The organism is Solimonas terrae (genome assembly GCF_011067135.1).
Taxonomy (GTDB): Bacteria; Pseudomonadota; Gammaproteobacteria; order Nevskiales; family Nevskiaceae; genus Solimonas; species Solimonas terrae.
This window is the reverse complement of the sequence record NZ_JAAMOW010000002.1, coordinates 165241-177290: the sequence shown is the minus strand read 5'-3', so window position 1 is coordinate 177290 and position 12050 is coordinate 165241. Positions and strand designations below refer to the sequence as shown.

Below are 12050 nucleotides of genomic sequence, written 5' to 3'. Positions count from 1 at the left end.
CAGGGTCGGTCGCGCCCCGACGGTTGCAGGGGCGGCGCAAGCTGCGACCGGTCGCCATCGATGTCGCGACCGGCGTCGATTCACGCCCGCCAGAGTTCGTCGGCCAGCGCGAACGCGGCAGCGATGGCGGGCTCGGCAGCCCGACGCTGCAGGCATACCAGGGTCAGCTCGGCATCCAGCGTCGGCGGGGCAAGGGCGATGTGCCCGGCCCCGTGTTGCGCCTGCGCCACCGTGTCGCGCAGCAGCGACAGCCCGACCCCGGCGCGCACCAGATCGAGCATCGACGATTCGACATCGACCTGCGCGACGATGCGCGGTGTCGCAGCCTGCGCAGCGAACCGCGCCGCCAGCAAACGATGATGGACGGACTCGGGCGGCGTCCAGATCCACGGCAGTTGCACGAGCTGCGGCCAGTCGGCGTCGGCAACGCGGCCCTGCCAGTCGCGCGGCGCGGCGACGCGATAGCGGAACGAGGTCAGCTGCATGACGTGCAGGCGCTTGTCGCCGGGAACGCCGAGATAGAAGCCGAGGTCGAGCTGGCCGTCGAACAGCTGCGACAGCACGCCGCCTGAAATGCCGTACGACACATCGGTATGAAGGCCCGGATGGCGCTCCAGCAGCAGGCCGAGCAAGGCGCCGAGGCGCAGGAAGTCCGGATCGAGAATGGTGCCGAGGCGCAGCCTGCCGGAGACCTGCCGCGACAGGCCGGCGACGGCGCTGTCGAAATCGTCGACCGCCGCCAGCACGGCCTGCGCATGCGGCAGCAGGGCGCGTCCGCTCGGCAGCAGTTCCATGCCGCGCGGCGTACGCCGGAACAGCGGCGCGCCGATCGCTTTCTGCAGCGCCTTGAGCTGCAGGCTGAGCGCCGATTGCGTCAGATGAATGGCGTCCGCGGCGCGCGTGATGCTGCCGTGGCGCGCCACCATGACGAAAACGCGTAGTTGCTTGAGGTCCATGCCGGCGCCGTATGCCTCTGCGATATTGGCCGCACTTATATCGATCGCAGTTTAATTCATTGGCATCTGGCAACCGGATGCGGCCTAATATGTGTTTCCGCCCGCAAAAAAATAGCCCGCCATGAATCTGCCCGCAGGTACAATCATCAACACTATTGGTCATTACATCGCTGGCGCCGTGCAGCAAGCAGCCGCCGCACGCAGCAGCGATGTCTACAACCCGGCCACCGGCGCCGTCACCGGCAAGGTGACGCTGGCGACGCCGGCCGACGTGGATGCCGCGGTGGCTGCCGCGAAGGCCGCGTTCCCGGCATGGGCGGCGACGGCACCGCTGCGCCGCGCGCGCATCATGATGAAGTTCCGCGAGCTGCTCGAAGCCAACCGCGACGAGCTTGCGAAGCTGATCACCCAGGAACACGGCAAGGTGTTCAGCGACGCGTCCGGCGAAGTCACGCGCGGCATCGAGGTCGTCGAGTTCGCGATGGGCGCGCCGCATCTGCTGGGCGGCTCGCACAGCGACAACATCGGCGGCGGCATCGACAACTGGAACCTGCGCCAGCCGCTGGGCGTCGTTGCCGGCATCACGCCGTTCAACTTCCCGGTGATGGTGCCGATGTGGATGTTCCCGGTCGCGCTGGTCTGCGGCAACACCTTCGTGCTCAAGCCTTCGGAGCGTGACCCGTCGGCCTCGTTGCTGATGGCGGAGCTGCTCAAGCAGGCGGGCCTGCCCGACGGCGTCTTCAACGTCGTGCAGGGTGACAAGGTCGCGGTCGATGCATTGCTCGCGCATCCGGACGTGCAGGCGCTGTCGTTCGTCGGCTCGACGCCGATCGCCGAGTACATCTATTCCGAGGGCACCCGGCGCGGCAAGCGCGTGCAGGCGCTGGGCGGCGCCAAGAATCACATGGTCATCATGCCGGACGCCGACCTCGAGCAGGCCGTCGACGCACTGATCGGCGCCGCCTACGGCTCGGCCGGTGAACGCTGCATGGCGATCTCGGTCGCCGTCGCGGTCGGCGACATCGCCGATGCGCTGGTCGCCAAGGTCGCCGAGAAGGCGAAGAAGCTGGTGATCTGCAACGGCATGGAGTCGCGCGCCGAGATGGGTCCGCTGGTCACCGGCGTGCACAAGGCCAAGGTCGAGGGCTACATCGAGAAGGGTGTCGCGGAAGGCGCCGAGCTCGTCGTCGACGGTCGCGGCCTCACGGTGCCGGGTCACGAGAACGGCTTCTTCACCGGCGGCACCCTGTTCGACAAGGTCACGCCGGAGATGACGATCTACAAGGAAGAGATTTTCGGACCGGTGCTCAGCGTCGTGCGCGTGCCGGACTTCGCGACCGCCGTCGAGCTGATCAACAAGCACGAGTTCGGCAACGGCACCGCCTGCTACACGCGCGACGGCGCCACCGCCCGCGAGTTCGCACGGCGCATCCAGGTCGGCATGGTCGGCATCAACGTGCCGATTCCGGTGCCGATGGCCTGGCATTCGTTCGGCGGCTGGAAGCGTTCGCTGTTCGGCGACCAGCATGCCTACGGCGAAGAAGGCGTGCGCTTCTACACGCGCTACAAGAGCATCATGCAGCGCTGGCCGGACAGCGCGTCCAAGGGACCGGAATTCGTGATGCCGACCGCGCAGTAGGCCGGTCCGGACAACAAGATCGGGCGCCTCCGCGAGGCGCCCTTTTTTGTGGGTGACGGTCCGCAGGTCGCGACTTGCAGGCGTGGCGCGAATCGCAGCCACACGGCCGCAAACTTCGACGGAAAGCTGCTGCAGGAGCGGCGCAAGCCGCGACCGCAGCACCTGCTAGCGCCGCAGCGCCCCACGCAGAAACAGGCGTACGCCGAAGTCGATGCGCGCGTCGAGTTCGGTCTTGCCGAGTGCATTGCCGGCGACGATCAGACGCGTCGGGCCGCCGACGACCAGACTCAGAAACGCGGCGGCGGCGTGCTGCGCATCGCCGACGGCGATGTCGCCGGCCGCCTCGTGGCGTGCGAACAACGCCCTCAGTACCTCGACGACCGGGCCGGCGCCTTCCTCGAACGCCGCGTTGAACAGCTCCGGAAAACGGTAGGCCTGCGCGGCGAGGATGCGCTGCAGCTTGATCGAAACCGGACGCGACAGATTGGCGACGCGCTGGTGCGCGATCGCGCGCAAGCTCGCTTCCAGATCGTCGCCGACCAGCGCCTCGATGTCCTCGCGCGGCACCGTGTAGGCCTCGATCGCCCGCCGCACGGCGGCGCGGAACAGGGCCTCCTTGTCGTCGTGATAGGCGTACACCGTGCGCTTGGACATGCCGACACGCGTGGCGATTTCCTCGATCGTGGTCTGATCGAAGCCGCGTTCGAGAAAGGTATCCAGCGCGACACTGAGCAATTCCTCGACGCGCTGCTGCTGCTGCGCCCGCGTCGGGCGCCCGGCGCGCGGCCGCGCCGGCTCCGGCTGAGTTTTCTGACGAATGGTCTTGCCCTCCAGGCTGGGTCTCGCCATAATGGTACTTATTAGTACCAATACAACGATTCGTGGTGTCGCTGACGGTAATCGAAGCCGCCGCACCACGAAAGCACCACCGGAGAACGATCATGGGCACTGCAGTCGAACAACTGACCGGGCTGGTTGCAGCCGATGGCCGCTACGACATCCCGTTTGCGGAACTGCGCGATACACAGATCGCGGCGATGAACGAGCGCTTCCAGACGCGCAAGGACGCGATCAAGCTGCTCGGTCATCGCGCCGGCGAGGCGAACATCGACAGCATCCGCAGCCACGCCGACGCGGTGCCGCTGCTGTTCCCGCACACCGCGTACAAGAGCTATCCGGAAGGCTGGCTGATGGAGGCGCGCTGGGACCGGCTCGGCAAATGGATGGACACCGTGTCCAGCCATCGCGTGCCGGCGCAGGACCGCGCGCGGATCCGCGACATGGACGACTGGATCGAGCGCCTGCAGGCGCAGGGCTTCTATGTGTCCTGTTCCAGCGGCACGACCGGCAAGTCGGCGATGCTGGTCGCCTCCGAGGCCGACATGCGGTGGTGCCAGACCGAAGCCGTCGCCGCCTATGCCTGGGGTTCGGGCGTCGTGCCGGCGCAGGACCGGCGCATCTTCGGCATGGCGGCGGTCGCGCATGTGCCGCGCAATCTCTATACCGGCGACGCCTACATCGCCGCGCTGCAGGACCCGGCGCACGAGCGCTTCGCCTACCCGGTGCCGCCGATCACGGTCGGCGGACTGACGCAGATGGTGGTGCTGCGCAAGGCGATCGCCGACGGCACCGCCAGACCCGGCGACCTGCAGACCTTCGAGCAAACCTCGGCTGCGCGGCAGAAAGCGGTCGACGACGCCGTCGGCATCACGGCGCAGGCGGTCGTCGACGCACGCAAGAGCAAGCTGCACGTCACCGGCTTGTGGGCCGGGCTCTACAACGTCGCCAAAGCCGTGCGCGAGATGGGTTACAGCGCCAGGGATTTTCATCCGGAGAATTCGATTTACGTCGGCGGCGGCCTGAAGCGCGCCAAGCTGCCGGACGATTACCGCGAGTTCGTCTACGAGACCTTCAACATCGCGCCGGAACGCAACTACCAGAACTACAGCATGCAGGAGCTGCATTCCGGCATGCCGCGCTGCCGCGCCGGCGGCCGCTATCACGTGCCGCCCTGGGTCGTGCCGCTGGTGCTGAACAAGGACGGCGACGCGCTGCTGCCGACAGCCAAAGACGAATACGAGGGCCGCGCCGCGTTCTTCGATCTGGCTATCGACGGCCGCTGGGGCGGCGTGATCTCCGGCGACAAGGTGTCGATCGACTTCAGCCCCTGCCCCTGCGGCTGCAAGGGGCCGACGATCGGCGACAGCATCGTCCGCTACGCGGATCTCGAAGGCGACGACAAGATCGGCTGCGCCGGCACCGTCGATGCCTATGTGCGGGGCGTGTCATGAGCGCCGTCGTCGATACCGGCGCCGCCGTCGTCTCGGCGCCGTTCTTCCTGCGCGGCGAGACCGTCGAGGGTGACGATGCGCAGCATCGTTCGCGCGATCTCGGCGTGACGTTCGCGACGCCGCGGATCGATCTCGACCGCGCCGTGCATCCGCGCAGCGAGGTGCCGCCGCTGCTCAAGGTGCCGCTCGCCGAGATCATCGACTTCCTCGTCGAGACCGGCCAGCGTCTGCTCGCGCCGGACAATCCGTACATGCAGGAATGCTTCGACCGCATGGCGGCGACGCACATCCTGCCACGCAGCGTCGTCGAGACCACGGCGAAGCACGCCGTCGCCTATCTCGACAAGCGCATCCTGATGGCCGAAGTCGAACAGAACTTCGCCGACCCGCGCGCGCTCGACGGCTGGATTCCGAAACAGGATTTCACCGGCCGCAAAAGCTACGTGCGCGCGTTCGCGCCGCGACTGATTCATGTGCTGCCCGGCAACTCGCCCGGCGTCGCGGTGAAGTCGATCGCCCAGGGCGCGATGGTCAAGGCCATCAACCTGTTCAAGATGTCGTCGGCCGATCCGTTCACGATGGTCGCGATCCTGCGCACGATGGCGGCGATCGACCCGCAGCATCCGATCGTGCGCTCGATGTCGGCCGTCTACTGGCGCGGCGGCGATGCCGGCGTCGAGCAGGTGCTGTACCGGCCGCAGTACTTCGACAAGATCGTCGCCTGGGGCGGCGGCGACGCCATCAACAACGTCATCCAGTATCTCGGCCCCGGGTTCCAGCTGGTGTCCTTCGACCCCAAGACTTCGATCTCGATGGTCGGCCGCGAAGCGTTCGCGTCCGAAGCGGCGACCGACGAAGCCGCCGACCTGGCGTCAGCCGACGTGATGACGCTGAATCAGGAAGCCTGTGTCGCCAGCCGCTTCGTCTACGTCGAAGGCGATCAGCAGCAGGTCGATCGCTTCAGCGAGAAACTGCAGCAGCGCATTGCACAGCGCGCCGCCGCGTCAGGCGACATTCGTCCGCTGGCGATGGACCTGCGCGAGCAGATCGAAGCGCTGATGATGATCGACGACGAGTTCCGGGTCTGGGGCAAGACCGACGGCAAGGGTCTGGTCGTGCGCTCCGAGGAACCGGTCGACTTCCACCCGATCAACAAGACCGCCAACGTCGTGCGCGTCGATGCGCTGGACGATGCGATCAAGTGGGTCAACGTCGCGACGCAGACGGTCGGCTTCTATCCGTTCACGCGCATGGCCGACTATCGCGACCGCCTCGCCAGCGGCGGCGCGCAGCGCATCGTCCAGCTCGGCGAAGCCGGCCCGAGCACGATCGGCAATCCGCACGACGCGATGTACCCGATGCACCGCTTCGTGCACTGGATGGCACACGAGGACGGACGAGCAGTGGCTTAGCGCTGTCGACGCATCAAACCCTCTCCCTTCGACGAGGGGAGACGGCTGGGATGAGGGGGCCACGGATCGAGCATCTCCAGGCCCGGACGCCCCCTCACCCTGACCCTCTCCCCCATCGCGCCGCGACGGGGGAGAGGGAACACGGCAAGCCCGGTCATGTCCATCCAGTGCTAACACCCTCCCACCCTGACCCTCTGCCCTATCCCACTGCGACGGGAGAGAGGGAATGCGAGAAGCGCGGTCATGTCCGCACGACGCAATGGACTCGATGCACTGCTTCGCGCACTGGACAGCGCGCGAGAGCGGACGGGCGGTAGTCCGGCGCTTACCTGCACGTCAACTCCCTCTCCCCTCATCGAGGGGAGAGGGTTGGAGTGAGGGGTCAACGGATCGAGCATCCCCCGGCGCGAACGCCCCCTCACCCTCACCCCCATCGCGCTGCGACGGGGGTGAGGGAACGCGGGAAGTGCGGTCATGTCCGCACGACGCGATGGACTCGATGCACTGCTTCGCGCACTGGACAGCGCGCGAGAACGGACGGGCGGTGGTCTGGCACCGCCGACGATCAACTCCCTCTCCCCTCATCGAGGGGAGAGGGTTGGGGTGAGGGGTCAACGGATCGAGCATCTCCCGGCACGAACGCCCCCTCACCCTGACCCTCTCCCCCTTCGCGTTGCGACGGGGGAGAGAGAACACGAGAAGCGCCCGGTCATACAGCGGCTTTCGCAGCGCGCTCCCCGTTCTGCGCGCGGCACAAAAAAGGCCCGCTCTCGCGGGCCCTTCTGCTACCACGAACATTCGGACGAAAACCCGCGCTCGCTTATTCCGCTTTCAGAGCTTGTGAAGAAATCGTAGCGAGCGAAGGCAGTTTGTGCGCCGCCGGAGCGCAGCAACCGCAGCGTACTCAAGTACGTGAGGATTGCGAGCACCGCCGACGTGCAAAATGTCGAGCGCAGTAGATTTATTCACAAGCTTTCAGACGATCTCGCCGATCACCGTGCCGACATCGAGCGTGTCGCCGGCGGGCAGCTTCTGCACCAGCTTGCCGGACGCGGGCGCGGCGATTTCCTGCACCGACTTGCCGGTTTCCAGCGAATAGATCGGATCGCCTTCCTTGACCTCGGCACCGTCGGCGACCAGCCATTCGGTCAGCGTGCCCTCGGTCATGGACATCTCGAGTTTGGGAATCGTCAGTGAAGTCGCCATTGCAGATCGCCTTGTTCAGCTCTTGAAGGAAAGGATTTCACGCACGCGCGCGACGATCGCCGGCGCGCTCGGAATCTGGCTCATTTCGATGTCGCGAGAGTAGCCGATCGGCGCGAACGCGGCGCCGAGACGGCCAACCGGTGCTTTCAGCGTCGAGAACTGCTCCTCGGCAATCGTGCTCGCAATCTCCGCGCCGAAACCGCCGAATTCGGTCGCCGCATGCACGACCAGCGCGCGACGCGTCTTCTTCACCGAGTCGAGCACGCGGGCGTAGTCGATCGGCAGCAGCGTGCGCAGGTCGATGACCTCGGCGCTGATGCCGTCCTTCTGCAGCTCGTCGGCAGCCTTGACGCACTCGTGCACTTCCCAGCCGTAAGAGACCAGCGTGATGTCGCTGCCCTCGCGGCGCACGGCGGCGACGCCGAGCGGGATGCGGTAGTCGGCGAGCGGCACTTCGCCCTTGATGCCGCGCAGCAGCTTGATCGATTCGAGATGGACGACCGGATCGTCGTCGAAGATCGAACTCAGCAGCAGGCCCTTGGCGTCGTACGGCGTGCTCGGCATGACGACCTTGAGGCCCGGCACGTGGGTGAACCAGGCTTCCAGCGACTGCGAGTGCTGCGCGCCGAAACCGCCGATGCCACCGCCGACCATCATGCGGATCACCATCGGCACATGCGTGGCATTGCCGGACATGAAGCGCTGCTTGGCGGCGTGGTTGAAGATCGGGTCCATGCACACGCCGGCGAAGTCATTGAACATGATCTCCGTGATCGGGCGCATGCCGACCAGCGCCGCGCCAACGCCGGCACCGATGATCGCCTGCTCGGCGATCGGCGTGTCGAGCACGCGCTGCGCGCCGAACTTTTCCTGCAGGCCCTTGGACGTGCCGAACACCCCGCCCGGCTTGCCGACGTCTTCGCCGAACGCGACGACGCCCTTGTCGAGCTCCATCGCGGTGGCCTGCGCACTGATGACCGCTTCGAGCATCAGCATGGTCTTGCGCTCGCCGGTCGGCTCGACCTCGGCCGCGCGGCGCGGATACTGCCCGCGCACCGGCACGTCGCTGACGTCGGCATAGACATCGACCAGTGTTTCCGACGCCGGCGTGTTCGGTGCGGCCAGCGCCTTTTCCATCGCCGATTCGACTTCGACGCGCGCCGCTTCCTCGATTTCGGCGAGCTGTGCTTCGCTGGCAATGCCGGACTCGATCAGCAGCGCGCGCGTGCGCGGCACCGGCCACGCGGCCTTGCCGGCCTGCAGCTCTTCCTTGGGGGCGTTGTGGTTGTCGCCGACGCCGGCGTGCGGACCGAGGCGATAGGTGGTCGCTTCGACGAAGATCGGACCGCGACCGGCGCGGATCTCGGCGATCACGTCCTTCATGCCGTTGTAGAAAGCGACCGGATCATTGCCGTCGAGCTTGACGCCCTTGAAGCCGTAACCGGCGGCGCGCGATGCGAAGTCCTGGCTGGCCGTGTAGTCCGCCAGCCTGGTGTACTCGCCGTACTGGTTGTTCTGGCACAGGAAGATCACCGGCAGCTTCCAGCTTCCGGCGAAGTTCATCGCCTCGTGCACGGCACCGATGCTGGTCGCGCCGTCACCGAAGTTGACGATGGTCACGCGGTCTTCGCCGCGCGATTTGGCGGCAAACGCCAGGCCGTTGGCGATCGGCGCGCCGGCGCCGACGATGGCCGTCGTCAGCATCGAACCCGACGCCGGGTCGGAGATGTGCGGCGCGCCGCCCTTGCCCTTGTTGATACCGGTCGCGCGGCCGAGTGCCTCCGCGAACAGACCTTCCAGCTCAAGACCCTTGGCGACCTGATCGTGAATACCGCGATAGGTGGTCACCATGTAATCGCGCGCGCTGATCAGCTGCGAGATCGCTGCCGGAATCACTTCCTGGCCGGTCGACGGCCAGTACGAGAACAGGAACTTGCCGGCCGACAGGCCGGCCTGGATGCCCTTGTCGACGGCGCGGATGCGCGCCATCTGGCGATAGATTTCGATCAGCGTCTTGGACTCGATGCCCAGGCTTTTTCCGGCTGTCACTTGCATGCTCCGATTCTGCTTCGTTCCGGGCGGCGCGCGGCGATATCGTCCGCGCCGGCACCGCCGATCATTTATCCAACAGTGTAGTTCAATTGAACTCGAAAGCGGCCAGCGCGTCGGCGAAGGCGCGCGTGAACCGTGCGGCGTCGGCGCCGTTGATCACGCGATGGTCGTAGCTCAGCGACAGCGGCAGGAAGGACCTCAGCAGCGGCTTGCCATCGGCATCCGGCACAAAGCGATCCTGCGTCCGCGTGATGCCGAGGATCGCCACTTCCGGCGCATTGATGATCGGCGAGAAGCTCGTCCCGCCGATGTGGCCCAGCGACGACAGCGAGAAGCAGCCGCCGGACATCTCGGCGACCGACAGGCCCTTGGTGCGCGCCTTCTCGGCGACACGCGCCACCTCGTCGGCGATCTCGCCGATGCTCTTCCGGTCGCAGTCGCGGATCACCGGCACCAGCAGGCCGGTCGGCACATCGACGGCGATACCGATGTGGTAATAACCCTTCTGGAACAGCGTCGCACCGTCGGCAGACAGCGAGACATTGAACTGCGGATATTTCTGCAGACAGGCGACCGCGACCTTGATCAAGGCCGGCAGCAGCGTGCGCCTGGCATCCGGATGTGCGGCGTTCCAGGCCTTGCGGCGCTGCTCGAAGGCCGTGATGTCGGCGTCGTCGTTGTGCGTGACGTGCGGAATCGTCGACCAGTTGCGCTGCATCACGCGGCCGACGTAGTGCTGGATCTTGCCGACCTTTCTGGCCTCGACCGGACCATGGACGGAGAAGTCTTCTTCCGGCCAGGGCATCGGCGGCAGGGCGGCGGGTTTGCTGTCAGTCATTCAATCTGCTCCCAGAGATAGGCCGACGCGTCCGCAGCGAGCGCCGGGCTCGTGGCGAGCAGCTCGGTGCCGGCACGGGCCCGCAGTTCACGTGCGAAGCCCTGCGGGTCGTCGGTTTCGATTTCATAAATGGCGAGATAGCGATGCGACGACGGCTGCTCGCGAACCTGCGTCTCCGCAATGCGGAAGCGGCGCGCCGAAACGACGCCGGGCAGCCGCCGCAGATCAACGAGATGCGGTCCGGAATACCAGTCGTTGAATTCGTCATCGCGCCCTTCCACGGCGTTGGTGTGCACGACGAAGACGTAGCGCGCCATGACGACTCCGGTAACCTGCCCATTCGCGGCCTAGTCGCCGGCGCGCGCCGCACTGGCCGGATCCATCTGCAGCACGTCCCAGAACACCGGAACGGCGTCGGCGACGGTCGCACTGCGTGCAATCCTCCCGGACATCACGCGGCCGTTCATTTCGTCGATGAACGCCTGCAGGTCATCCGTTTCCACCTCGAACACCGTGATGTACTTGTGCGTTTCCGGCGCCGGACGCGCCTGCGCCTGTGCAACGGCACCGCGTCGGCCCCAGATCACGCCGGGCAACGCCAGAATGTCATCGACGTGCCGGCTCATGTATTCGCCATATTCCCGCTCGCGGCCGTCGGCCGCGTTGCTGTGAACCACGAACAAATACCGGGACATCGCTGCATCCTCCGTCAGGCCAACGCCCGCGCTTGCCGCAACCGATCAGACGGCAGCCCTGGATTTCGCCATCCGCTCACGCGTCGCGTCGTCCAGCAGCGTAGCCGCGTCGCCCTCGGCGGGCGTTTCCAGGCTGTTGATCGCCAGTGCCAGCGCGTCGTAGCAACCCACCAGGAACAGCAGGTCGAGCATCTGCGACTGATCGTAGCGCTGCGCCAGCCGGGCCCAGGTTTCCCGCGTGATCCGCGACAGCGCGTGCAGCTCGTCCACGGCGCGAACCAGATCGGCATCTTCGGGCGACCAGCCGGCCGCATCCGGCCCCTGCTCCAGCCGCCGCAGCTCGTCATCGTCGAGCCCGGCCCGCCGACCGAGTATCAGATGCTGGCCGTATTCGTACTCCGAGCGCCGCAACCAGCTCAGCCGCAGGATCACGATCTCGCGATCGCGGACCGTGAGCGTACTCGCTCCGGCGACGTGCGCGTTGAACGTGCAGAAGGCTTTTGCCAATGCAGGATAGTGCGCCAGCGTTCCCAGTACATTGACGCCGCGAACCTCGCGATCGCCGGCATTCCAGCCGTTCATCACGAAGCTGTAGCTCTTCGGGAACGCCGCCAGCGCGTCGCGGGCCGCTTCGTTCCACTCATCGGGCTTCATCGGCACGACGCGCGGCACGGACTGAAGGTTCGAATCCATTTGCAAGCTCCTCTGCGTGTCACGATCGGCGGCATGCCGACCGACGTACTGTCCCGCCCCCGGGGGGCGCGATCCGCAGGCAAGCAGCGTGGCCCTCGTCAACGACATCGTTATCGACCGCGAATTTGACCGGCAGTTTAAGCGAGCGCGCTTTTCGGTCGCAACTATCCAACGCCGTTGTTGATTTATACAGGGAAAAGCGGACGGATCTGCCGTCCGGCCACCCGTGGCGAGACCGTGCGGGACGGCTTGGCGCAGACCCGGCCGC

The 12050-nt window shown here is 66.4% G+C and carries 11 protein-coding genes; 3 read left to right on the top strand and 8 right to left on the bottom strand.

Translation table 11 applies throughout. From position 1 onward, the window contains the following. Positions 1-80 precede the first annotated feature (80 nt). Positions 81-956, bottom strand: a complete 876-nt coding sequence (locus G7Y85_RS04410; RefSeq protein WP_166252398.1) for a LysR family transcriptional regulator — start codon at positions 954-956, stop codon at positions 81-83. Between the two features lie 121 nt (positions 957-1077). Here G7Y85_RS04410 and G7Y85_RS04405 point away from each other — a divergent pair, with 121 nt between their 5' ends. Further along, a complete protein-coding gene (locus G7Y85_RS04405; protein ID WP_166252395.1) occupies positions 1078-2595 on the top strand; it encodes a CoA-acylating methylmalonate-semialdehyde dehydrogenase in 1518 nt (505 codons plus the stop codon). 165 nt (positions 2596-2760) lie between these two features. Here G7Y85_RS04405 and G7Y85_RS04400 read toward each other — a convergent pair whose 3' ends face one another. After that, on the bottom strand, positions 2761-3444 hold the full coding sequence (locus tag G7Y85_RS04400) for a TetR/AcrR family transcriptional regulator (protein ID WP_166252392.1): 684 nt from the start codon (positions 3442-3444) through the stop codon (positions 2761-2763). A gap of 92 nt (positions 3445-3536) precedes the next feature. Here G7Y85_RS04400 and G7Y85_RS04395 point away from each other — a divergent pair, with 92 nt between their 5' ends. Next, complete coding sequence (locus G7Y85_RS04395) at positions 3537-4886, top strand: hypothetical protein (RefSeq protein WP_166252389.1); 1350 nt, start codon at positions 3537-3539, stop codon at positions 4884-4886. Next, on the top strand, positions 4883-6298 hold the full coding sequence (locus tag G7Y85_RS04390; RefSeq protein ID WP_166252386.1) for an acyl-CoA reductase: 1416 nt from the start codon (positions 4883-4885) through the stop codon (positions 6296-6298). The genes G7Y85_RS04395 and G7Y85_RS04390 overlap by 4 nt, the downstream gene beginning before the upstream one ends. 975 nt (positions 6299-7273) lie before the next feature. Here G7Y85_RS04390 and G7Y85_RS04385 read toward each other — a convergent pair. The 6 genes from G7Y85_RS04385 to G7Y85_RS04360 all read right to left on the bottom strand — a co-directional run bounded on the left by G7Y85_RS04385 (position 7274) and on the right by G7Y85_RS04360 (position 11761). After that, positions 7274-7504, bottom strand: a complete 231-nt coding sequence (locus G7Y85_RS04385; protein WP_166252383.1) for a biotin/lipoyl-containing protein — start codon at positions 7502-7504, stop codon at positions 7274-7276. Between the two features lie 15 nt (positions 7505-7519). After that, positions 7520-9559, bottom strand: a complete 2040-nt coding sequence (locus G7Y85_RS04380) for an alpha-ketoacid dehydrogenase subunit alpha/beta (RefSeq protein WP_166252380.1) — start codon at positions 9557-9559, stop codon at positions 7520-7522. A gap of 82 nt (positions 9560-9641) precedes the next feature. Next, positions 9642-10394 (bottom strand): 2-oxo acid dehydrogenase subunit E2, encoded by a 753-nt coding sequence (locus G7Y85_RS04375; protein WP_166252377.1) that lies wholly within the window; start codon positions 10392-10394, stop codon positions 9642-9644. Beyond that, positions 10391-10711 (bottom strand): DUF4286 family protein, encoded by a 321-nt coding sequence (locus G7Y85_RS04370; RefSeq protein WP_166252374.1) that lies wholly within the window; start codon positions 10709-10711, stop codon positions 10391-10393. The genes G7Y85_RS04375 and G7Y85_RS04370 overlap by 4 nt, the downstream gene beginning before the upstream one ends. 30 nt (positions 10712-10741) lie before the next feature. Next, on the bottom strand, positions 10742-11089 hold the full coding sequence (locus G7Y85_RS04365; RefSeq protein ID WP_166252371.1) for a hypothetical protein: 348 nt from the start codon (positions 11087-11089) through the stop codon (positions 10742-10744). A 45-nt stretch (positions 11090-11134) separates the two neighbouring features. Beyond that, positions 11135-11761 (bottom strand): carboxymuconolactone decarboxylase family protein, encoded by a 627-nt coding sequence (locus G7Y85_RS04360; protein WP_206675492.1) that lies wholly within the window; start codon positions 11759-11761, stop codon positions 11135-11137. Positions 11762-12050: the final 289 nt, after the last annotated feature.

Bases quoted from the DNA above. Each gene is read 5' to 3' on its own strand.
- G7Y85_RS04410 (WP_166252398.1), bottom strand. From the start codon at position 956: ATGGACCTCAAGCAACTACGCGTTTTCGTCATGGTGGCGCGCCACGGC.
- G7Y85_RS04405 (WP_166252395.1), top strand. From the start codon at position 1,078: ATGAATCTGCCCGCAGGTACAATCATCAACACTATTGGTCATTACATC.
- G7Y85_RS04400 (WP_166252392.1), bottom strand. From the start codon at position 3,444: ATGGCGAGACCCAGCCTGGAGGGCAAGACCATTCGTCAGAAAACTCAG.
- G7Y85_RS04395 (WP_166252389.1), top strand. From the start codon at position 3,537: ATGGGCACTGCAGTCGAACAACTGACCGGGCTGGTTGCAGCCGATGGC.
- G7Y85_RS04390 (WP_166252386.1), top strand. From the start codon at position 4,883: ATGAGCGCCGTCGTCGATACCGGCGCCGCCGTCGTCTCGGCGCCGTTC.
- G7Y85_RS04385 (WP_166252383.1), bottom strand. From the start codon at position 7,504: ATGGCGACTTCACTGACGATTCCCAAACTCGAGATGTCCATGACCGAG.
- G7Y85_RS04380 (WP_166252380.1), bottom strand. From the start codon at position 9,559: ATGCAAGTGACAGCCGGAAAAAGCCTGGGCATCGAGTCCAAGACGCTG.
- G7Y85_RS04375 (WP_166252377.1), bottom strand. From the start codon at position 10,394: ATGACTGACAGCAAACCCGCCGCCCTGCCGCCGATGCCCTGGCCGGAA.
- G7Y85_RS04370 (WP_166252374.1), bottom strand. From the start codon at position 10,711: ATGGCGCGCTACGTCTTCGTCGTGCACACCAACGCCGTGGAAGGGCGC.
- G7Y85_RS04365 (WP_166252371.1), bottom strand. From the start codon at position 11,089: ATGTCCCGGTATTTGTTCGTGGTTCACAGCAACGCGGCCGACGGCCGC.